A 20,235-nucleotide genomic window follows, 5' to 3' on the forward strand; every position below is an offset into this window, starting at 1 on the left:
TATTGTTCGCGTGTGTCTGCGCGGCCGCTTGATACACGCTTATACAAAGGTGTCCTGGCCTTCTGGCAAAGCCAACAGCCATGTCCTGAACGCGACGATCTTCTTCGATTGCGCGGTTTCATGGGGCGTTACCAGATAGAAACCCAATTGATCCTGCAAGCGCAGACCAAAGGGCACCACCAAACGCCCGGCCCGCAGATCGTCCTCGACATAAGTTGAACGGCCAATGCACACCCCCTGCCCGTCAACCGCTGCCTGTACCGCCATCATCGCCAGGTCAAAGGTCATGCGCGCGCCTTCCGCCAGTTGCGGCGGTTGACCCGCTGCACGCAGCCATGCGCTCCAGTCACCGGCCGTCGCACCACTGACTCGCAGCATTGTGTGAGCAGGCAGATCCGCCGGCGAGCGCAAGGTCTTCGCCAGTGCGGGACTGCACACCGGAAAGATCTCATCGGACATCAAAAAATCGGCACGCAAACCCTTCCAGTCACCGCGCCCGTAACGAATCGCCGCATCAATGGCGCCCTTGGCAAAGTCCACCAGTTCGGTGGACGCACTGATTCGCACATCGATAGCGGGAAACGCCTGTTGAAAGGATGGCAAACGCGGTAACAGCCACTTCGACGCAACGGACACCAGAGTACTCACCGTCAGTACGCTCTTATCGCGAGACTCGAGCAGTTGTTCAGTCGCATAACGCAGTTCATGAAACGCCGCGCGAACACCCGGCAAGTAGGCTTTTGCGTCTTCACTGAGGGCCAAGCCATCGTTGAGGCGTAAAAACAGAGGCACGCCCAGCTCCGCTTCGAGTCGGCGAATCTGGTGGCTGACGGCAGTCTGGGTAACGTTGAGCTCTGCGCCAGCCTTGGTAAAGCTCATGTGCCTGGCGGCGGCTTCAAAGGCACGCAATCCCTTAAGCGACGGGAGTCTGATGGTCATGGGGTTTTCATCTAGCATGAGATTTTGTCATACGCTAACACCCGAAATGACCTTTGCCAAAGCCTCTGCGGCCATGGAATCTGGCGCCTTCACTCAGCAAGGAAGTGCCATGAAACTGTATTTCGCGCCGATGACCTGCTCGCTATCCCCGCACATTGTTCTGCGAGAACTGGGTTTGCCTTTTGAACTTGTTCGCGTCAACAACCAGAGCAAACGCACCGCCGATGGGCGTGACTTTCGTGAGATCAACCCGAAGGGCTACGTCGCCGCGCTGGTGCTGGACAACGGCGAGGTGCTGACGGAGGGGCCAGCAATTGTCCAGTACTTCGCCGACCGAGTGCCGGGCAATTCTCTCGCACCGGCCAACGGAACGTGGGAACGCTCGCGCCTGCAAGAACTGTTGAACTTCATCACCTCGGAAATCCACGGTGGTTGCACGCCGCTGCTCAACGCCGACATTCCCGAGCCAACCAAGGACATCTTCCGTCAGAAACTGTTCAAGCGTCTGGACTACCTGAACAAGCAACTGATCGACAAGGACTACCTGCTCAACGCTTTCGGAGTGGCTGATGCTTACCTGTTCACCGTGCTCAAATGGCTGCCGTTCTTCAACATCGACGTCAATGACTGGAAGGCACTGGGCACTTTCATGGCTCGTATCGAAGCACGTCCAAGTGTACAAGCGGCCATCGCTGCCGAAGAGGCAACGCAGCCGGTGTAACGCTGGATAGGCAGCACGCCCTGCGCACGTGTGCCAGGGCTGTTTCTGCAAACTGCCTGCGCACTGTCGAGCACCCAAGGTCCTCAGCTAAACCAGGGCGCGATGTACTTATCAAAGGCCAGCCAACTCTTGTTCCAGTCCTCCGTGGCTTTTGCCACACTTTCTCCCTCCGCGACTTTTTTCGCTTGCGCAACCACTGCCATCTGATCGTGGATGAGCTTGAGCAACAGATACATCGCCGAGTCCTGCATTTTTACGGCATCCCATTGGTTGAGAAAGCGTTTGCTGCCATTCAGGTGCGCCCAATCAAGCGCAATGCCATTGGTCGGCACACCTTGGACCGGCGGGGTATTGAGTCCGCGATAAAACGGGCACGTCGTCATGCGCGTAATGCTTGCACCCTTGGCGCCCGTGTAAGCGACTGCGGTGTTGGCGTAAGGGGGGTTGCTTGCGTCAAACCCGACCATGAACTGGAGCGGAAACTTGTCTTTTTTAAATTCGATGATCCCGGTGAGTACGCCCACTTGGGTTTCCGGTCTTCTCAGGCGGAGCATCTCGCAATAGACAAACAGTCCCTTGTCCTCCTTGGAGGCAATGAAATACTTCGAGAAGGTGGGTTTTTCGGGCTCCGGAGTTTTCGGGTTGATGATGGTGAGAATGTTGAGTTCACCCTTGGGACTGACGCCGCTTATCCAGGGCAGGCGTGGCTCAAGAATGGCAGGCATTTTTTCCAGATGACTGAGCGTGACCGACTTTCCGTCGAGCTCCAGATTTTTGGTTCGATCATCCGTCATGAAGCAAAGACGATTGAGTTTTCTGGCGACATGGATACCGACAGCGCGGGCAAAGCCCATGCCAAAGCCGTTGTAACCCACGAGAGTGACGCCCGCCGCCCGAATACTCTCGTAAGTGGCAATTTCCTCGTTCGAGACAAGGAAGATCACCTGGAGGTCACCGACGAAGCGCGCCCACCAGAAACTGGCCTTGCTCTTATCCGCGGCAATTTCATCAGACACTTTCTTCAGCCATTTCGCGTCTTTACCGCCGGAAGGAATGATGATGGCTGGCTTGTCGGTTTTCTCGCTGACAAGAGTGGAAACATCTGGAAGATCGAACATACAGGCTTGCTGGCGATGACCTTGCAGCAGGTCGAACAACATCATGTTCTGGATCAGCCCCTCCTCGCAGACATTGGGCCGCATCCCGCGAACATCGGGGTATTTTATGTTTGAGGCTCCCGAGTAGTAATCACCCCAGGCGAGATCCTGAAACTGAATACACATCGTTGGGCAAATCGCGACGGTTTCGGCACTGCGCAATGTCTGCAGTTGCCTGCGCTTGGCGGCCTGAAGGCTGCAGGTCTGAACCGCTAAGGAAATCTGTTTGACCTGATCGCGCTCATGCGCTCCGGCACGCTTGCTCGCCACGACGATTTTCTTTTGCAACTCCTTGATTTTGTCCTGATAGGTGACTTCAGCAGCGTCATGACCCAGATCCAGGTATTGATTCAAGGCATTCGCCACGTCGTCGGCGAGGGTTTTATCAGCAACGTCCATGTTTTCAGACCATAAAAGTCAGAGGAGCGGTTTGTTGGAAGCCACATCGCGCGGCGACGCTCAGCGACGGGGTGTTGTCGGGTTCGATGACCAGCATCAGTTTTTCGTTTTGTCGCAGAGCCTTCAGTTGCGTCAGCGCCTGACTGGCAGTGCCCCGCCCCCATACGTGCCGGGCCACCCAATACGACACAGCGGTGACGTCCTCACCGCGGGTCGCGAAAACTGCCCCCAGCAACTCATTCTGCCGATCAACGATGGCATAGCCGGATTTGCCGGAGGCATCAAGGCCCCGAATCATCTTCAATACTTCATCGCCATTCATCATCGGTTTCATTCGGCCCAGACGCCACACGTCAGGATGCCGCGCGTGGTGCCCGTAGCTTTCAGCGTGACACTCTTGCAGAGGCATCAGCGAAACGGCGCTACGTTCCGGCACTATTTGATAACGGCTGACGATGTCGAATTGCGCGGCGCGATGCCAGTCGTCAGCGTCGGTTTCGGCAAAGAGCGCTGCCATACGCGCCGCACTGTCGTGACGAGCGAGTATGTCCTTGAGCGGCCGATACTCATCAAATAACGGCCCGACAAGGAACGAAAGACGAACGAACGCTTCGACATCATCCCGCGCATCCAGTTGATGAGCGATGGATTGAGAGATGGCCGTATCAAGTCGAGCATCGATTTCAGACGCCGACAATCCGACAACCGCGTGAGGCGTCGAGCGCCGCAAATCGTCGAGGACTGCCTGCGCAATCTGGCGACGCTGGTCCTGTTCAAGTATCGAAAGTTGTAGCGGGCGAATCGCAAGCATTGAAGTTCCTTCTCCGTTACAGGGTAAAAAGCTCGGCCGTCGTTTCACCGGTGGGTCGCCGCCATCAACAACGCGCAGGAGTATGGTGCCAATTGGCCAAACGGGCCATGTCGGCCCTGAATCTGTAAACTGGCGCGATCTTTACTCGCTCAAACAAGGGATCAGCATGGCCAACCAAGACATCACCTTCACCCCGGATCCGGACGCAGACTCGATTTCGTCGGACGTGACCACGTTCAACGGGATCATGGTCTCCACGCAGATCCCGACCCGTGCCGATGGCAGCCTGGAACTGGGCGATATCACCGCGCAAAGCGAATGCACCCTGCAAGCGCTGAAAGTCGCACTGGAACGCGCCGGCAGCTCGATGGATCGGGTGATGCACTTGACCATTTACCTGACCGACATGGCGGATCGCGCGGCATTCAATGAGGTTTACAAGCGTTTCTTTGCCAAGCCGTGGCCGGTGCGTGCGGCGGTCGGCGTTGCCTCGCTGGCGGTTGAAGGCATGCGTGTGGAAGTGACTGCGATGGCGGCAAAGGCCTGAGACTCACTGCACAAACCAATGTGGGAGCGAGCTTGCTCGCGAAGGCTTCAGTTCAGGCACCATTGATGCTGAATGTGACGGCCCCTTCGCGAGCAGGCTCGCTCCCACAGGGTTGTGCAGTGTCAGCTGCCATCGGGCAGCGCAGACGTGCCGGGCGCGCGTTTCACGGGTAGAATGCGCGCCTAACCGTGACAGCCTGACTAAAAAAACTATGTCCTTGCCCAAGCATCATCTGGAATTGCTCAGCCCTGCCCGCGATGTCGCCATCGCCCGCGAGGCGATCCTGCACGGCGCCGACGCCGTGTACATCGGCGGCCCGAGCTTCGGCGCGCGCCACAATGCCTGCAACGAAGTCGGCGAAATCGCCGAACTGGTGGAATTTGCCCGCAAGTATCACGCGCGGATTTTCACCACCATCAACACCATCCTGCACGACAACGAACTGGAGCCGGCGCGCAAGCTGATCCATCAGTTGTACGACGCCGGTGTCGACGCGCTGATCGTTCAGGATCTGGGCGTGATGGAGCTGGACATTCCGCCGATCGAGCTGCACGCCTCGACCCAGACCGACATCCGCACCCTTGAGCGGGCGAAGTTCCTCGATCAAGCCGGTTTCTCGCAGCTTGTTCTGGCGCGTGAGCTGAACCTGCAGGAAATTCGCGCGATCGCGGACGAGACCGACGCCGCCATCGAGTTCTTTATCCATGGCGCGTTGTGTGTGGCCTTCTCCGGCCAGTGCAACATTTCCCACGCGCAGACCGGGCGCAGCGCCAACCGTGGCGACTGCTCGCAGGCCTGCCGCTTGCCGTACACCCTCAAAGATGAAAAGGGTGGCGTGATCGCCTACGAAAAACACTTGCTGTCGATGAAAGACAACAACCAGAGCGCCAACATCCGCGCGCTGGTTGAAGCCGGTGTGCGTTCGTTCAAGATCGAAGGTCGCTACAAAGACATGGGCTATGTGAAGAACATCACCGCCTATTATCGCCAGCGCCTCGACGACGTGCTCGAAGACCGCCCGGACCTGGCCCGCGCCTCCAGCGGCCGCACCGCGCACTTCTTCCTGCCGGATCCGGAAAAGACTTTCCACCGTGGCAGCACCGACTACTTCGTCACCGATCGCAAGATCGACATCGGCGCTTTCGACTCGCCGACCTTCACCGGTCTGCCAGTGGGTACCGTCGAGAAAGTCGGCAAACGCGATATGCAGGTCGTCACGCAGGAGCCGCTGTCCAACGGCGATGGCTTGAACGTGCTGGTCAAGCGCGAAGTGGTCGGTTTCCGCGCCAACATCGCTGAAGCCAAAGGCGAGTTCGAAGAGGACGGCGAGAAGCGCTACCGCTACCGCGTCGAGCCGAACGAAATGCCCGAAGGCCTGTACAAGCTGCGCCCGAATCACCCGCTCAATCGCAACCTCGATCACAACTGGCAACAGGCCCTGCAAAAGACCTCTTCGGAGCGTCGCGTGGCCCTGAGCTGGGTCGCTCGTCTGCGTGAAGCACAACTGGAAGTGACCGCCACCAGCGAGGAAGGCATCAGCGCCAGCGTCACCCTGGCCGGTCCGTTCGGTGTGGCCAACAAGCCTGAGCAAGCGCTGGAACAATTGCGCGATCTGCTCGGTCAGCTTGGCACCACGCAGTATCACGCCACCGACATCAAACTGGATGCGCCTCAGGCTTTCTTCATCCCCAACTCGCAGCTCAAAGCCCTGCGCCGTGAAGTGATCGAAGCCCTGACCGCCGCCCGTGTTGCCGCTCACCCGCGTGGCGGCCGTAAAGCCGAAACCAGCCCGCCGCCGGTGTACCCGGATGCGCACCTGACCTTCCTCGCCAACGTCTACAACCAGAAGGCGCGCGACTTCTACCACCGTCACGGCGTGAAGCTGATCGACGCGGCGTATGAAGCTCACGAAGAGCCGGGCGAAGTGCCGGTGATGATCACCAAGCACTGCCTGCGTTTCTCCTTCAACCTGTGCCCGAAGCAGGCGAAAGGCGTGACCGGCGTACGCACCAAGGTTGCACCGATGCAGTTGATCCACGGCGATGAAGTGCTGACGCTGAAGTTCGATTGCAAGCCGTGCGAGATGCACATCATCGGCAAGATGAAAGGCCACATCCTCAACCTGCCGCAACCGGGCAGCGTGGTTGGTCACATCAGCCCTGAAGACCTGATGAAAACCATTCCGCGCGCACCGCACTGAGTGGACGGCGTGCGCGGTGCTTCGGCGCCGCGCACGCCTGCCCTGCTCTGCCGGGCCAAATCGCAGGCATAAAAAAACGCCAACTTCTTGCGAAGTTGGCGTTTTTTCGAATATGGCAGGGGCGGCTGGATTCGAACCAACGCATGGCAGGATCAAAACCTGCTGCCTTACCGCTTGGCGACGCCCCTACTGCTCTGTCCAGCTACTTCGTTAGGTTCGCTGTGAGAACGGGGCGCAATTTACCAAGGTTTTTTGGGTTTGGGAAGCGCCAAGTGAAATATTTTTTGTTTTAAAACAGCGACTTATTATTTTGGCCTGAATCAGGTCCATGCTGAGTCGGTTTCGCCGCCGTGTATCACACTGTGTACGAACCTCATCGCGACACATCGACTTTCAACTAAGCCGTTCTTCGACACAGGCCAGATACGTCCCCACGCTCAAATGCACTCAAGGTTTCAAGGGTTCAAAACGACCCCTCGGCCAACAGCTCGCAAAGGAGACGTCACCATGAAAAAGGCACTGCACACCCGCAACACCGCATTCGGCTTGTCGATCCTCGCGCTGTCGCTGTTCGGCGCTTTTGGCACCACTCAGGCGCAAACCGCTGAACCGGCCGCCGCCAGTTATTCCGCGCCCTCGCCCTTTGGCCCGCTCAAGCATGTAAAGGCTGGCGTACTCGACGTCGCCTACGCCGAAACCGGCCCGGCGAACGGCCCGGTGGTGATCCTGCTGCACGGCTGGCCTTACGACATTCACAGCTACGACGAAGTCGCGCCGTTGCTCGCGGCCAAGGGTTATCGGGTGTTGATGCCCTATGCGCGCGGTTATGGCGATACGCAGTTCCTTTCCAAAGACACCCTGCGCAACGGCCAACCGGCGGCGCTGGCCAGCGATGTCATCGATTTCATGGACGCGCTGAAAATCAAGCAAGCGGTGCTCGGCGGTTATGACTGGGGCGCACGTTCGGCGGACATCGTCTCGGCGTTGTGGCCGGAACGGGTGAAGGCACTGGTTTCGGTCAGCGGTTATCTGATCGGCAATCAGGCTGCCGGGCAAAACCCGCTGCCGCCCAAGGCTGAATTGCAGTGGTGGTATCAGTTCTACTTTGCGACGGACCGTGGCCGTGCCGGTTACGAGAAGAACACTCATGATTTCGCCAAGCTGATCTGGCAGACCGCTTCGCCGCAGTGGAAATTCGACGACGCCACGTTCGACCGCAGCGCCAAGGCGCTGGAGAACCCGGATCACGTCGACATCACCGTGTTCAATTACCGCTGGCGTCTGGGCCTGGTACAGGGCGAAGCGAAATACGCCGCACTGGAGCAGAAACTCGCCACTGCACCGTCGATCAGCGTGCCGACCATCACCCTCGAAGGCGACGCCAACGGCGCGCCACACCCGGCGCCGGAGGATTACGCCAAGCGTTTTACCGGCAAGTATCAGTTCCGTTTGATCAATGGCGGGATTGGCCACAATTTGCCGCAGGAAGATCCGCAGGCGTTTGCCAAAGCCGTGATCGACGCCGATCACCTGTAAAAACAAAAAAAGCAGTCAGCCGCAATGGCTGACTGCTTGATCGTTAACGTGTGCGACTACTCGGTTGGCACAACCAGATCCAACGCCTTGTTCACCGCCAACTCCCCCAACATGACCACTTGCGCAATACCCAGCAGCGTATGGCGGTTCGATCCCTCCAGCACCCCGGCAAAATTGCCGAGCATGACCGTGGCAGACGCGAGGGAACCGCTGGCATTGCTCAGCAAAGACTCGACGTCGGATTGCGGGTTAACCATGAACATCGTGCTGGGCGTATAGGGTGTGGCCATGATTGCGGCAGGCAACAGGTAATGGTCGAGCGCACGCTCTGCCGCTTCGTGGAGCTTTCTTGAATTGGGCGATGCGTACGGGGACACCAGATCGGTGACCGGTGGTTCGGGTGGCTGAGACATCAGCTGAAACTCCAGACAAGAACCGTTTGGGGCTCTTCGATAGAAGGCGTGAAGCGCCGCGATCGCGGACGCTTCTGTGCAATGAGGGAGCGAGCCCCCTCACCCATCTGCATCGCGACTAGTGCGGCAAGCGCTGGTTATCCAGGACTCGCCCGACCACCAATTCACTGAGCATGATCACCTGTTGCAGGATCAGCATCTTTTTGCGCTGTGAAGGGTCAATCGAATCGGCGAGTTCACGGGCCATGTCAGTGGCGGAGGACAAGGTTTCAGTGGCTTCGACGAGCAGGGTTTCGTTATCCACCGTGGGGTCGATGAGGTAGATCTTGCCGGTCTTGCGGGTAGGTATTGAAGTCTTCAGCGCGGAGGGATTGAGGTAGAAGTTGATCGCGCGGTCGGTGGCCTCTTTGATGTTTTGAGGTTCGAGCGCAGCGTCGTAGGGGATTGGATCGGTTTCTGGCGGGTTTGGCGTAATTTTGAACATAGATGACACTCGCTTAGCAAAAAATAAGGAGCCATCACTCACGCTACCAAACGAGGTGGTGACCATTGCGCAGGTTGGTAGACCGGTCTAAGCGAGTAAACCCCGGCGCTCCCGAAGGAGCCCCACGCATGGCCACCATAAAAAACCGAGCCTCGAAAAGAGACTGCATATAGCGGCGCATAACGCTTAGAAAACGGGCTACCAAACCCGATCACTGTTTTGCAGTGACAGGGAAACGATACAGCCCGCCTCAAGGCGCGTAAGCCGGCGGATTCTGGCGTACGCGTAGGCAACGGCGCAAGGTGTTGTAGCCGTTATGGCGTAACAGTGCGTGTAAGTTAAACGCGTGTGGGTGATGGTGTTTAAAAGCCCCTCACCCTAGCCCTCTCCCAGAGGGAGAGGGAACTGACCGGGGTGTTTGGGCGAGGTTCGCCGACGTGGGATTTCGAGGTGAACTCCGGTGAGGAAACAGTTGGGGACCACTGCTGCCAATTCCCTCACCCTAGCCCTTTCCCAGAGGGAGAGGGAACTGACCTGGGTGTTTGGGGGAGGTACGCCGACGTGGGATTTCGAGGTGAATTCAGGTGGGTAACGGCTTGGGTTATTTGACCAGTCGTTTTTCTTTGGAAGGTCTGTAGCCGAAATATGAGCTGTAGCATTTGCTGAAATGACTCGGCGAGACGAAGCCGCACGCGACCAGCACTTCCACCTGCGAAAGCTCAGTGTGCTGCAACAACCGTCGCGCTTCGGTGATGCGCAGCTCCAGGTAATAGCGCTGCGGCGTGGTGCCGAGCTGCTCTTTGAACAAGCGCTCCAACTGACGACGAGAACGGCCGGCATACACCGCCAGTTGCTCCAACTCCAGCGGCTCTTCCAGATTGGCATCCATCAGTTTCACCACTTCACGCAACGGCGCACTGACGCAGAGATTTTCATCCGGTTTGATCCGCCGGTAGCGCGACTCCTCAAACGCGAGGATGTCTTCGATGCCTTCGACCAACGCCTTGCCGTGCAGGCTCTTGATCCAGTCCAGCGCCATGTGGAAAGCGCCGGACGGACTCGATGCAGTGAGCCGGTCGCGGTCGATCACGTAAGGCTCACTGCTGACATGGGTGGTTTTGGCGATTTCAGTCAGTGCCGGGCGATGTTCCGGGTGAATCGCGCAGCGATAGCCGTCGAGCAATCCGGCACGGCCGAGAAACCACGAACCGTTCCACAAACCGGCGAGACTGATGCCCCGCTCCGCTGCGACCCGCAGCAAATGAATGAATTCGTCACTCGCCCGCAATTCAGTGCGATAACCGCCACACACCACCAGCAGATCCAGCTGCTGAAGCGCGGCCGAATCCAGACGCGCATCAGGGCGGATCACCAGCCCAAGATCACTGATGACTTCACCGTCACCCAAACCAAACGTGCGCGAAGAAAACAATCCCGGGCGCAGCAGATTAGTGGTGACAACCGTATCCAGCGCCTGGGTAAACGCCGGCAGTGAAAAATGTTCCAGCAGCAGAAAACCGGTGCGGGTCAGGCGCGTGTCATCCGCGCCTTGCTCATTCAGATAGCGGAGGTTTTTCCCCTTCATGCCTCCGCTGAATTGGCGTCGTTCGATCAAGTTGTGTTCCATCGGTCATGTTGTTGTGCGCCGATAGTTGGCTTGATCCGCCAAAGAGTCAATCACGCCTGTGGTTGATGGCTGGTGACGCAGTGAATTCCACCGCCACCGGCGGCGATGGCATCGATGTTGAGCTGGACGATTTCGCGATCCGGATACAGTTGCGACAACAGATCGAAAGCCTTCTTGTCCGCCGCTTTATCGCCGAACTCCGGGGCGATGATCGCGCCATTGATGACGAAGTAATTGATGTAACCGGCGGCAAAGTCCGGGTTGTTCTTGTTGAATTTGCTTTTGCGCGGTTTCAGCGGCGGCGACATCGTGTGGATCTGCAATTTGCGGCCATCGGCATCGGTGGCGTTCTTGAGGATTTCCAGGTGCGCCAGGGTGACCTTGTGATCGTAGGATTCAGGGTCGGTGTCGAGGTTGGCGATGACCACGCCGGGCTTGATAAAGCGCGCGTAGAAATCGACATGGGCATCAGTGATGTCCTTGCCCTTGATCCCCGGCAGCCAGATGATTTTGCGCAGACCCAGGCGTTTCTTCAGTTCAGCTTCGACATCGACCTTGCTCCAGTCCGGATTGCGGTTGCTGTTGATCCAGCTGCTCTCGGTCATGATCCCGGTGCCGTGACCGTCGACTTCGATGCCGCCGCCCTCGCCCACCAGATCGGTGCGAATGTACGTGGCTTGCGCGTCGTCGGCGACCACTGCAGCGATCTTCGCGTCCTTACTGTGCTGCTGTTTGCCACCCCAACCGTTGAAGTTGAAGTCCACCGCACCGAGACCACCCTTGTCGTCGATGACGAAGTTGGCGCCGATGTCGCGCATCCAGATGTCATCGAGCCCGGCAGTAACGTAGGTGATATTGCGCGTGCCGCAGAATTCTTCGGCAATACTGCGCTCGTTCTTGCGGCAGAACACGGTGACCGGTTCAAACCGGGCAATGGCGCGGGCGATGCGGCCGAGGGCTTCCTGGACGTCTTCGGTGAAGTCTTCCCAGATCGCGTCCTGCGCGCCGAAAGCGATGTAGGCGCGCTCATGTTTATCGCCCTCGTCGGGCATGAACCAGCGACCTTGGGCAGCGGCGAATACTTTGCCCGGCGACAGGCCAAGACCCATAAATGCCGCGCCGACACCGGCGGCGACCGTGACTTGTTTGATGAACTCACGACGAGTCGACATCTTGCTATTCCTGTAAATAGGGGCCGGCGAACGCGCCGGCCATTAATCATTTGCCAGTGGCAGTCTTGAATTTGGTCCAGGTGCGCATGCGCGCGCGCATGTCGGCCTGAGGAATATCCTTGCCCGGAATCAATCGAGCATAGGTCGCCTCGTCAAGGTAGATATCCGGGTTGTCGCGCATGCTTTCATCGACACTCGCCCGCGCCTTGGCGTTGGAAGTCGGGTAGCCGGTGAAATTGCTGATCGCTGCCATGTTCTGCGGGCGCATGACGAAGTTGATGAACGCGTAGGCGTATTCCGGGTGTTTGGCGTCAACCGGAATGGCCATGGTGTCCATCCACACCGTGGTGCCTTCGCGAGGTACGCGGTACTGAAACTTCGTTTGCTTACCGGCACTGTCCGAAGTGCGCTGGGCCTGGGTCATGTCGCCGCTGTAGCCGAGTGACAGGCACAGGTTGCCGTTGACCAGATCGGTCACCGGTTGCGACTGGAACTTGCGGATGTACGGACGCAGCTTCATCAGCAACTCACTGGCCGCTGCCAGGTCCTCAGGCTTAGCGCTGCGCGGATCACGTTTGAGGTAATTGAGCACCACCGCCAGCACTTCATCCGGCGAGTCGATCATCGAGATGCCGCAATCGGCGAACTTCGCCGCCAGTTCGGGTTTGAACAGCATGTCGAGGCTGTTGACCGGCGCGTCCGGCATGCGCTGTTTGATCTGCTCTTCATTGTAAGTCAGGCCGATGGTGCCCCAGGTGTAGGGCACGGTGGCTTTGCTGGAGTGCTCGTAATGACCGCGCAGCTTCTGCAAACCGGGTTCGATGTCGACCAGCTCGGTCAGCTTCGCTTGATCCAGCGGCATCAGGCTGCCGGCGCGCATCAAGCGCTCGGCGACGGTGTCGCCGGGAAAGATCAGGTCATAACCGCTGCCGCCGGAGAGCATCTTCGCCTCCAGTGTTTCGCTGCCGTCCATGACGTCGTAGATCACCTTGATCCCGGTTTCGGCGGTGAAGCGACTCAGGGTGTCTTCGGCAAAATAGTCGGCCCAGTTGTACAGCCGCAGGGTTTTGTCTTCGGCGTGCAGCGACGGTATCAAGCAGATCAAAGCCAGGCCAATTACGCCGCGCAAGCGTTTGTGATGGGTAGCCATGTCAAACCCCTTGGGTGTTCCAGCGTGCATGAAGGTGGCGGCCGTCCTGACTGAGCAGCGGCCCGTACATGTCCGGACGCCGATCGCGATAGATGCCCCAGCTCAAACGCTCTTCGCGCATGACCGCCAGATCGACGCTGTGCAGCAACACGCCGGAGCTGTCGCGGTCAGCGCTGGCGAGCAATTGGCCCTTGTGATCGCTGATGAACGACGAGCCGTAGAAGCTCATTTGCAGACTCGAATCGGTGGTCGCGGTTTCTCGACCGACGCGATTCGACGCCACCACCGGCAGCAGATTGGCCGCGGCGTGACCGCGCATGGTCATCTGCCAGTGGTCGCGGGAATCCAGCGCCGCGCAGCCCGGTTCCGAGCCGATCGCAGTGGGATACAGAAGTACTTCGGCGCCCATCAGCGCCAGGCAGCGCGCGGTTTCCGGGAACCACTGATCCCAGCAGATACCCACGCCGAGGCGGCCGAACGCGGTGTCCCAGACTTTGAAACCGGTGTCGCCGGGACTGAAATATTCCTTCTCCTGATAACCGATGGCGTTGGGGATATGGATCTTGCGGTACACGCCCAACAGGCGCCCGTCGGCATCGGCCACACTCAGCGAGTTGAAGTAGGCATTGCCGGCCTTCTCGAACCAGCTCAGCGGCAACACCACGCCCAACTCGCGGGCCAGTGCGGCGAAGCGTGCGAGTACGCGGCTGTCGCGATACTCCTCGGCCAACGCCATGTGTTGATGGCTTTGTTCGATGCAGAAGTACGGTGTGGCGAACAGCTCCTGCAACAGGATCACTTGTGCGCCCTGCTTCGCGGCGTCGCGTACGAGCTGCTCGGCGCGATCAAGGTTGCCCGGTAAGTCCCAGGTGCACGGCATCTGGGTGCTGGCGATGGTCAGAATGCTCATGCGTTCAACCTCTCAGCGGCCAGGCTGGCTGCTGTTGCGTGATGCAGTGCACCCCGCCGCCGCCATGGGCCAGATGATTGATGCGTACCGGCACCACTTCGCGGCCGGGGAAGGTCTGCTCCAGGACTTTGGCGGCGACGTTATCCGCTTCGATGCCATACGCCGGCATGATGATCGCGCCGTTGGCGATGTAGAAATTGGTGTACGAGGCGCAGAACACCTCGGCTTCGGTGTCGACGGCGTCGGTGGCTTCGAACAGTTCGATCAGCTCGAATTTGCGCCCGCTGGCATCGGTGGCCAGTTCCAGTGCCCGGCGGTTTTCTCGGGCTACTTCCGCGTAGACCGACGATTTGTCTTGGGTGGCGTCAACCAGCAACACCCCGGGACGGGCAAAAGCGCAGACACCATCGACGTGGCCATCGGTCATGTCGCCGGTGACGTAATCCGGATCGCCCGGCAGCCAGATGGTTTTCTTCACGCCGAGCAAACGGCTGAAGATTTCTTCCATCTCGGCTTTGCCAATGCCGGGGTTGCGATTGGGGTTGAGCAACACCGATTCGGTGGTGATCAGCGTGCCTTCACCGTCGACATGAATCGCCCCGCCCTCGTTGCTCAGCGGCGTGCCGAAGCATTCCAGGCCGAGGTGATTGAGTGCGCGGCGCGCCAGACTTTCGTCCAGATCATGCGCCGACTTGCCGCCCCAGGCGTTGAAGCGCCAGCTCACACCGGCCAATCCTCGCTGCGGATGGCAGATAAAGGTCGGGCCAGAGTCGCGGCACCAACTGTCATTCACGGCCAGCGCAATCAGCTCGATGTTCGGCCCGCACAGGGCTTTAGCGCTAGCGATGGCCGATGGGTCGACCACCAGTTTCACCGGTTCGAAACGGGCGATGGCGTTGGCGACGCGCGCAAAATCTTCCTGCACCTGCGCCAGCATCACGCGCCAACCGGATTCCCACAACGTCTGGTTATGCGGCCAGACCATCCACGTCGCGGCATGGGTCACCCACTCTGCCGGCATCATCCAGGCGCTGTTTTTATTGTCATTGTGCTGCATGATAAGCCTCGTTAGTTAAGCCAATGTGTTCACATCGACCATGCTACGGACGCGCAAACAGGCAAACAAACGATGGATTTTGCGGACAACTGATTAGAGGAACTTATCGATATGCTTAAGCACTGGCCGCCACTCAGTTCTCTGCGAGGCTTCGAAGCCGCCGCCCGGCTCGGCAGTTTTCACAAGGCAGCCGAGGAGTTGAACCTCACGCAGTCGGCGATCAGTCAGCAGATCCGCAGCCTTGAGGCGTACCTGGAACAGCCGCTGTTTTTCCGCAGCGGTCGCAGCGTGGCATTGACCGATGCCGGCCATGATTTGCTCAGCACCACCCAGGCGATGCTGCAACAACTGGCGGTGGGGATTCGGCGTTTGGGCCAGTATCAGAAACCCAATCAACTGGTACTCAACACCACGCCAGCGTTTGCCCGGCACTGGTTGCTGCCACGCTTGGCGGACTTTCGCGCGCAGCATCCCGAGGTAGACCTGTGGATTTACAGCACCGATGAAGTGCCGGACATGGCCACTCAGACCATTGATCTGGCGGTGCGCGACGACATCAGTTCACAGGCGGAATGCAGTTTCAAAGTGCTGCACGCCGACCGGCTCTTTCCGGCGTGCCATCCGCGCCTGCTCCAAGTCGCTCAAGCAGAGCGCACCACATTGCATGGCGAGCGGGAAATGGACTGGAGTCATTGGGCGGTCGAGGCCGGGATCGACGTCGGTCAGCAGGATCAGGGATTGAATTTCTCCGATCCCGGGCTCCTGCTCGACGCCGCGTGTTCTGGGCTTGGCATTGCGCTGGTCAGTCAACTGCTCAGCCGTCAGGCGTTGGCTGACGGCTTGTTGCAACCGCTGGTGGAAGACACCATTCGCGGGCCGAACTGGGCGTTGCTGACTCATCGCGACAGCGAAAACGACCCGATGGCGCGCAGTTTCAGCGAATGGCTGATCAATAACCTGGGCGATCAATGACCGGTGCATGCTGCGCCATCACCTCGACAATCCAGTCGATGAACACACGCAGCTTGAGGCTGACATGCCGGTTCGGCGGATAAGCCACATAGAGCGGCATCGGTTCGAGTTGCCAGTCCTCGAACAGCGGCACCAGTTCGCCGCGCGCCTCATGGTTTGTCGACATGTACTTGGGTAGCCACAGCACGCCCAAGCCCGCCAGACCTGCCGCGAGGTAGGCATTACCATCGTCGACCGCGAGCACGTGGCGGCCTTTGATTTGCAGGTTTTCACTGGCGTTGTGCAAGGCATACGGCACCGGTTTGCCGGTGCGCGCCCAGAGGAAACCGACCACCCGGTGATGGCTGTCTTCCAGCTCCCGTGGATGCGCAGGCGTGCCCGCGCGCGCCAGATATTGCGGTGCGGCGAATACACCCAACTGCAGATCGGCGACCTTGCGCGCCATCAGCGACAAGTCCATAAGCTCGCCGCCACGCACCACGCAGTCGACATTCTCATCAATGATGTCGACGATGCGGTCGCTGACGCCCATGTCGATCTGGATATGCGGGTAACGCGCGTGAAACTCAGGCAGGGCCGGCACCAGAATCAACCGCGCCAGCGGGCTCGGCACGTCCACGCGCAACCGTCCCTTGGGCAACGCCGCCGCGCCGGGCAGGCTGGTTTCGGCGTCGTCCATATCGGCCAGCAACTTGATCACTCGCTCGTAATAAACCGCGCCGTCGTTGGTGACGTTGACCTTGCGCGTGGTGCGGTTAAGCAACTTGACTCGCAGCCGCGCCTCCAACTGCTGAACCAGTTGAGTCACGGTGGTTTTGCTCATGTGTAAGGTTTCCGCCGCTTTGGTGAAACTCCCCGCCTCGACCACCCGGGCGAAGGCCTGCATCGCATCAAATCGGTCCACGTTACGCCCTCTGATTGTTTGGGATTCACAAACAGTGAACGCCAAGCTTGCGCGTTTATCGCCCGGCTGCAAATACCTACAGTGGCTCCATCAACTCAAATGAAGGAGACACTCCCATGACTCAGCGCGATGTTGTTTTCCCGCCTGCCCGCCGCGCACTTTACGAACGCCATCGTTACTCGCCGGCGGTGCGTTCAAACGGTTTTCTGTTTGCTTCGGGACAAGTCGGCAGCACCGAGGACGGCACGCCCGAGCCGGATCTGCAAGCCCAGGTGCGCCAGGCGTTCAGCAACCTCAATTCGATCCTCCACGAGGCTGGTTGCACGTTCGATGATGTGGTCGACGTCACCGTGTTCATCGTGGATCCGCAGTCGAATTTCGAAACGATCTGGAATCTGGTGCTGGCGGAATTCTGGGGCGAGGCGCCACACCCGACCGCCACCGCAATTGGCGTGACCTGGCTGTATGGCTTTGATTTCGAGATCAAGGTGATCGCCAAGTTACCTGAAGCGGCCTGATCGTCAGATCGATTTGCAGCGTGGGCCGGCAGTCTTCAGACTGTCGGCCCTTTAGTCTTTCCCGACATCCGCCATGTCAGTTTCCTTGCTCGAACCTGCCCTCCCCGGCATCGCCCTGCGTCGCTGGCGCCTGTTGCATCGCGTCAAGCAAAGCCACGCGGCCACGATGTTCAACGTCACCCAATCGACCATTTCCCGCTGGGAAAGCGGCGTGCTGGCGATGGATTCAGCGGCGCATCTACAACTTGAACAACTGCTGGCCGCGCGCCTCGACACGGCGGCCGATCAGGCTCTCGCCCGGCTGGTGCGCGAAAGCGCACGGCCGGTGCATCTGGTCTGCGACCTGACCCACCGTTTGCTGGCCTGTTCTCCGGCCCGCGCCGCGCAGTTCGCCAGCCCGCTGAGCGAATTGCTCGGACAATCGCTGTGGCGTTTCGTGACGGCGGAAATCGCCAGCAACGAACTCGCACTCGACGCCCTCGGCTGGCGCGAACTGCAGGCGCCACCGGCGCTGGAATTCGTCACCGGCAACAACGACTCCGACCTCGTTCCAATCCGCCAGAGCCTGTGCCGCTGGACGCGTATTCCGTTGTCCGACGGCACGGCGGCGCGGCTGGTCGAGACGCTCTGAACGCATATTTTATGCGTGGACGCTCACCCACATCAGTTCTAGGCTTGCCTCTCGGTTCCACCATCGGGCAAGTTCATGAACCTCGAAAAAATCAGCGGACGCCTTGAATTCCTGCGTGAAGCGGAAAAACTCAAAGACGTCCTCAGAAGCGCACACACCTCAAGCGGCCGTACCGAAAGCACCGCCGAACACAGCTGGCGCCTGTGCCTGATGGCGATTGTCTTCGCCGATGAACTGGCCGGGCTCGACCTGCTGAAAGTGCTGAAGATGTGCGTGATTCACGACTTGGGCGAAGCCATCAATGGCGACATTCCGGCGGTCGATCAGGCTTCTTTTCCCGACAAGAGCGAGCAGGAGCGCAACGACCTTCTGCTGCTGACCCGCTCGCTCGATGACGCCCTGAGAAACGACATTCTCGCGCTATGGGACGACTACGAAAACGCCCGGTCTGCCGAGGCCAAAGCGGTCAAGGCACTGGACAAACTCGAGACCCTGCTGCAACACACCCAAGGCCAGAACCCGGCGGATTTCGACTACCGTTTCAATCTGACTTACGGCAAGAAACACACCGCTGCCGAACCGATCTTCGCCGCGTTGCGCGCGCTGATCGACCAAGACACCCGCAAAAGGATCAGCATGAACCTGACCATCCGCAACGAACAACCCGACGACGTCGACACTATCGCGCAATTGACCGAAGCGGCCTTCCAGAACGAAGAGCACTCCAGTCATACCGAGCAGTTCATCGTCAATGCTTTGCGCGACGCTGACCAACTGAGCGTTTCGCTGGTCGCCGAGGAAAACGGCAAGATCGTTGGCCACGTGGCGATTTCCCCGGTAACCATTTCGTCCGGCGCCACTGGCTGGTACGGTCTTGGTCCGATCTCGGTATGGCCTGAACATCAGCATCAAGGCATCGGTTCGGCATTGATGAAGGCCGCACTGGCGCAACTGCAAAACCTCGGCGGTGCTGGTTGCGTGGTCCTGGGCAATCCGGGCTATTACGGGCATTTCGGCTTCAAGAATCACCCGGAGCTGACGTTGCCCGGTGTGCCGCAGGAGTATTTTCAGGTGTTGTCATTTGGCGCTGACCTGCCTGCTGGAGAAGTGAAGTACCACGAGGCCTTTGAGGCTACCGAATAAGTATTCAGCTGACCGTAAATATCCGGACACACCCATTCGTTTGCCATTTCAAAGGTCGTCTGTTTGCATGCTCTCCCACATCAACGTGCAGATCAGGGAGAGGATCGATGAACATTTTGGTGGTGGGTGCCAGTAAAGGCTTGGGTCGAGCGTTTATCGAAGGTTTGGGTAACGCGGGAGACACGTTGATTGGTGTGTCCCGCACGCGTCCCGAAGGTTTGGTGTCCGAGGCAGAGCGTCCAGTACGCTGGGTGGAAGCCGACCTGATGAACCCGGTCAAAGCCGCGCACGCCATCGAGCAGGCGGTCGTCGACAATGGGCTGGATACGCTGATCTACAACCTTGGCATCTGGGAAGAGTCGGCTTTCGATCCAGCCTATGACTTTCTCGACAGCCCGGACGACGAACTGCAAGCCATCGTCAGTTGCAACATCACGTCGACGATCCTGTTGATCAAACGCCTGCTTCCCCTTCTGCTGAAAAGCCCCCACCCCAGAATCATCCTCACCGGATCAACCTCGGGCCTGCCGCAAAGCGGGCGCCCGGAAGTCGCTTTCGGCGCCTCGAAATTCGCCCTGCGCGGGATCGCCGATACATTGCGCGAAGGCTACCGACATCAGCGCCTCGCGGTGACTTGCCTTAACCTCGGGTATCTGAATACCAAGGACCCGCTGAGCACCCCGCCAGATCTGGCGGCGCAGCGTGGCGAGGGTCAATTGATTCCCGTACACGATGTCGTCCAGGTAGTGCGCATGATCCTGAGCCTGTCTGCGGCCAGCTACGTCAAAGAGCTCACGCTCCCGGCGATACTCGACGAACGTTTTTGACCACTCCAGCCCTGATGGCGCTGGCCTTTGCGCGTGGGAATACGTATAACCTCGCCGATTCGTCTACCCTCACGTAGCGCCGTAATTCAGCTCTTCACACTTTTTGACGCTCACGAA

20 protein-coding genes, 1 tRNA gene and 1 pseudogene are annotated in these 20,235 nt (G+C 59.0%); 10 read left to right on the top strand and 12 right to left on the bottom strand.

All coding sequences use genetic code 11. The features are described 5' to 3' along the window. Positions 1-39: 39 nt before the first annotated feature. A complete protein-coding gene (locus tag ACIF4X_RS03590) occupies positions 40-939 on the bottom strand; it encodes a transcriptional regulator GcvA (protein ID WP_397480952.1) in 900 nt (299 codons plus the stop codon). Between the two features lie 109 nt (positions 940-1,048). Here ACIF4X_RS03590 and gstA point away from each other — a divergent pair, with 109 nt between their 5' ends. Then, positions 1,049-1,660, top strand: coding sequence for a glutathione transferase GstA (gene gstA / locus ACIF4X_RS03595; RefSeq protein WP_397480953.1), 612 nt, complete (start codon positions 1,049-1,051; stop codon positions 1,658-1,660). A gap of 83 nt (positions 1,661-1,743) precedes the next feature. Here the strand turns inward: gstA and ACIF4X_RS03600 are convergent, their stop codons facing one another. Both ACIF4X_RS03600 and ACIF4X_RS03605 read right to left on the bottom strand, forming a co-directional pair. Further along, positions 1,744-3,216: a hypothetical protein gene (locus ACIF4X_RS03600; RefSeq protein WP_397480954.1), complete on the bottom strand. Its 1,473-nt coding sequence runs from the start codon at positions 3,214-3,216 to the stop codon at positions 1,744-1,746. Positions 3,217-3,220: 4 nt separating this feature from the next. Further along, positions 3,221-4,027 carry a GNAT family N-acetyltransferase gene (locus tag ACIF4X_RS03605; protein ID WP_397480955.1) on the bottom strand — a complete coding sequence of 269 codons (807 nt, stop codon included), beginning with the start codon at positions 4,025-4,027 and terminating at the stop codon, positions 3,221-3,223. Between the two features lie 166 nt (positions 4,028-4,193). On the opposite strand from ACIF4X_RS03605, the gene ACIF4X_RS03610 reads away from it, so the two are divergent. After that, a complete protein-coding gene (locus ACIF4X_RS03610; RefSeq protein WP_397480956.1) occupies positions 4,194-4,574 on the top strand; it encodes a RidA family protein in 381 nt (126 codons plus the stop codon). A 211-nt stretch (positions 4,575-4,785) separates the two neighbouring features. Continuing rightward, positions 4,786-6,774 (top strand): U32 family peptidase, encoded by a 1,989-nt coding sequence (locus ACIF4X_RS03615; RefSeq protein ID WP_397480957.1) that lies wholly within the window; start codon positions 4,786-4,788, stop codon positions 6,772-6,774. A gap of 113 nt (positions 6,775-6,887) precedes the next feature. On the opposite strand, the gene ACIF4X_RS03620 is transcribed toward ACIF4X_RS03615, so the two are convergent. After that, positions 6,888-6,962, bottom strand: a tRNA-Gln gene (locus ACIF4X_RS03620). A gap of 319 nt (positions 6,963-7,281) precedes the next feature. Between ACIF4X_RS03620 and ACIF4X_RS03625 the strand changes: the two genes are divergently transcribed. Then, a complete protein-coding gene (locus ACIF4X_RS03625) occupies positions 7,282-8,310 on the top strand; it encodes an alpha/beta fold hydrolase (protein WP_397480958.1) in 1,029 nt (342 codons plus the stop codon). Between the two features lie 56 nt (positions 8,311-8,366). Here the strand turns inward: ACIF4X_RS03625 and ACIF4X_RS03630 are convergent, their stop codons facing one another. The 7 genes from ACIF4X_RS03630 to ACIF4X_RS03660 all read right to left on the bottom strand — a co-directional run bounded on the left by ACIF4X_RS03630 (position 8,367) and on the right by ACIF4X_RS03660 (position 15,123). After that, positions 8,367-8,723, bottom strand: coding sequence for a DUF6124 family protein (locus tag ACIF4X_RS03630; protein ID WP_160040417.1), 357 nt, complete (start codon positions 8,721-8,723; stop codon positions 8,367-8,369). Positions 8,724-8,841: 118 nt separating this feature from the next. After that, positions 8,842-9,207: a DUF6124 family protein gene (locus tag ACIF4X_RS03635; protein WP_007919069.1), complete on the bottom strand. Its 366-nt coding sequence runs from the start codon at positions 9,205-9,207 to the stop codon at positions 8,842-8,844. 601 nt (positions 9,208-9,808) lie between these two features. Next, complete coding sequence (locus ACIF4X_RS03640) at positions 9,809-10,834, bottom strand: GlxA family transcriptional regulator (RefSeq protein ID WP_397480959.1); 1,026 nt, start codon at positions 10,832-10,834, stop codon at positions 9,809-9,811. Positions 10,835-10,884: 50 nt separating this feature from the next. After that, complete coding sequence (locus tag ACIF4X_RS03645) at positions 10,885-12,006, bottom strand: agmatine/peptidylarginine deiminase (protein ID WP_397480960.1); 1,122 nt, start codon at positions 12,004-12,006, stop codon at positions 10,885-10,887. A gap of 46 nt (positions 12,007-12,052) precedes the next feature. Next, positions 12,053-13,156, bottom strand: a complete 1,104-nt coding sequence (locus ACIF4X_RS03650) for an extracellular solute-binding protein (protein ID WP_397480961.1) — start codon at positions 13,154-13,156, stop codon at positions 12,053-12,055. A gap of 1 nt (position 13,157) precedes the next feature. Beyond that, positions 13,158-14,066: an N-carbamoylputrescine amidase gene (gene aguB, locus ACIF4X_RS03655; protein WP_397480962.1), complete on the bottom strand. Its 909-nt coding sequence runs from the start codon at positions 14,064-14,066 to the stop codon at positions 13,158-13,160. 4 nt (positions 14,067-14,070) lie between these two features. Continuing rightward, positions 14,071-15,123: an agmatine/peptidylarginine deiminase gene (locus tag ACIF4X_RS03660; RefSeq protein ID WP_397480963.1), complete on the bottom strand. Its 1,053-nt coding sequence runs from the start codon at positions 15,121-15,123 to the stop codon at positions 14,071-14,073. A 111-nt stretch (positions 15,124-15,234) separates the two neighbouring features. On the opposite strand from ACIF4X_RS03660, the gene ACIF4X_RS03665 reads away from it, so the two are divergent. After that, complete coding sequence (locus tag ACIF4X_RS03665; protein WP_397480964.1) at positions 15,235-16,095, top strand: LysR substrate-binding domain-containing protein; 861 nt, start codon at positions 15,235-15,237, stop codon at positions 16,093-16,095. Here the strand turns inward: ACIF4X_RS03665 and ACIF4X_RS03670 are convergent. Further along, positions 16,073-16,999, bottom strand: coding sequence for a LysR substrate-binding domain-containing protein (locus ACIF4X_RS03670; protein WP_397480965.1), 927 nt, complete (start codon positions 16,997-16,999; stop codon positions 16,073-16,075). The two genes, ACIF4X_RS03665 and ACIF4X_RS03670, sit on opposite strands and share 23 nt — an antisense overlap. Positions 17,000-17,115: 116 nt before the next feature. On the opposite strand from ACIF4X_RS03670, the gene ACIF4X_RS03675 reads away from it, so the two are divergent. The 5 genes and pseudogenes from ACIF4X_RS03675 to ACIF4X_RS03695 all read left to right on the top strand — a co-directional run bounded on the left by ACIF4X_RS03675 (position 17,116) and on the right by ACIF4X_RS03695 (position 20,118). Further along, on the top strand, positions 17,116-17,517 hold the full coding sequence (locus ACIF4X_RS03675) for a RidA family protein (protein WP_397480966.1): 402 nt from the start codon (positions 17,116-17,118) through the stop codon (positions 17,515-17,517). A gap of 73 nt (positions 17,518-17,590) precedes the next feature. Further along, entirely contained in the window at positions 17,591-18,148 is a 558-nt protein-coding gene (locus ACIF4X_RS03680) for a transcriptional regulator (protein ID WP_397480967.1), read from the top strand. Positions 18,149-18,223: 75 nt separating this feature from the next. Further along, positions 18,224-18,784: pseudogene (locus tag ACIF4X_RS03685) on the top strand (HD domain-containing protein); the annotation flags it as partial. Next, positions 18,785-19,291, top strand: coding sequence for a GNAT family N-acetyltransferase (locus ACIF4X_RS03690; RefSeq protein WP_397481186.1), 507 nt, complete (start codon positions 18,785-18,787; stop codon positions 19,289-19,291). A gap of 107 nt (positions 19,292-19,398) precedes the next feature. Further along, a complete protein-coding gene (locus ACIF4X_RS03695; protein WP_397480968.1) occupies positions 19,399-20,118 on the top strand; it encodes an SDR family NAD(P)-dependent oxidoreductase in 720 nt (239 codons plus the stop codon). The last annotated feature ends 117 nt before the right edge of the window (positions 20,119-20,235 follow it).

This window comes from Pseudomonas sp. NPDC085632 (assembly GCF_044541255.1).
GTDB lineage: Bacteria > Pseudomonadota > Gammaproteobacteria > Pseudomonadales > Pseudomonadaceae > Aquipseudomonas.

Excerpts from the sequence above, each read along its gene's own strand:
- ACIF4X_RS03590 (WP_397480952.1), bottom strand. The coding sequence starts at position 939 with ATGACCATCAGACTCCCGTCGCTTAAGGGATTGCGTGCCTTTGAAGCC.
- gstA (WP_397480953.1), top strand. The coding sequence starts at position 1,049 with ATGAAACTGTATTTCGCGCCGATGACCTGCTCGCTATCCCCGCACATT.
- ACIF4X_RS03600 (WP_397480954.1), bottom strand. The coding sequence starts at position 3,216 with ATGGACGTTGCTGATAAAACCCTCGCCGACGACGTGGCGAATGCCTTG.
- ACIF4X_RS03605 (WP_397480955.1), bottom strand. The coding sequence starts at position 4,027 with ATGCTTGCGATTCGCCCGCTACAACTTTCGATACTTGAACAGGACCAG.
- ACIF4X_RS03610 (WP_397480956.1), top strand. The coding sequence starts at position 4,194 with ATGGCCAACCAAGACATCACCTTCACCCCGGATCCGGACGCAGACTCG.
- ACIF4X_RS03615 (WP_397480957.1), top strand. The coding sequence starts at position 4,786 with ATGTCCTTGCCCAAGCATCATCTGGAATTGCTCAGCCCTGCCCGCGAT.
- ACIF4X_RS03625 (WP_397480958.1), top strand. The coding sequence starts at position 7,282 with ATGAAAAAGGCACTGCACACCCGCAACACCGCATTCGGCTTGTCGATC.
- ACIF4X_RS03630 (WP_160040417.1), bottom strand. The coding sequence starts at position 8,723 with ATGTCTCAGCCACCCGAACCACCGGTCACCGATCTGGTGTCCCCGTAC.
- ACIF4X_RS03635 (WP_007919069.1), bottom strand. The coding sequence starts at position 9,207 with ATGTTCAAAATTACGCCAAACCCGCCAGAAACCGATCCAATCCCCTAC.
- ACIF4X_RS03640 (WP_397480959.1), bottom strand. The coding sequence starts at position 10,834 with ATGGAACACAACTTGATCGAACGACGCCAATTCAGCGGAGGCATGAAG.
- ACIF4X_RS03645 (WP_397480960.1), bottom strand. The coding sequence starts at position 12,006 with ATGTCGACTCGTCGTGAGTTCATCAAACAAGTCACGGTCGCCGCCGGT.
- ACIF4X_RS03650 (WP_397480961.1), bottom strand. The coding sequence starts at position 13,156 with ATGGCTACCCATCACAAACGCTTGCGCGGCGTAATTGGCCTGGCTTTG.
- aguB (WP_397480962.1), bottom strand. The coding sequence starts at position 14,066 with ATGAGCATTCTGACCATCGCCAGCACCCAGATGCCGTGCACCTGGGAC.
- ACIF4X_RS03660 (WP_397480963.1), bottom strand. The coding sequence starts at position 15,123 with ATGCAGCACAATGACAATAAAAACAGCGCCTGGATGATGCCGGCAGAG.
- ACIF4X_RS03665 (WP_397480964.1), top strand. The coding sequence starts at position 15,235 with ATGCTTAAGCACTGGCCGCCACTCAGTTCTCTGCGAGGCTTCGAAGCC.
- ACIF4X_RS03675 (WP_397480966.1), top strand. The coding sequence starts at position 17,116 with ATGACTCAGCGCGATGTTGTTTTCCCGCCTGCCCGCCGCGCACTTTAC.
- ACIF4X_RS03680 (WP_397480967.1), top strand. The coding sequence starts at position 17,591 with ATGTCAGTTTCCTTGCTCGAACCTGCCCTCCCCGGCATCGCCCTGCGT.
- ACIF4X_RS03690 (WP_397481186.1), top strand. The coding sequence starts at position 18,785 with ATGAACCTGACCATCCGCAACGAACAACCCGACGACGTCGACACTATC.
- ACIF4X_RS03695 (WP_397480968.1), top strand. The coding sequence starts at position 19,399 with ATGAACATTTTGGTGGTGGGTGCCAGTAAAGGCTTGGGTCGAGCGTTT.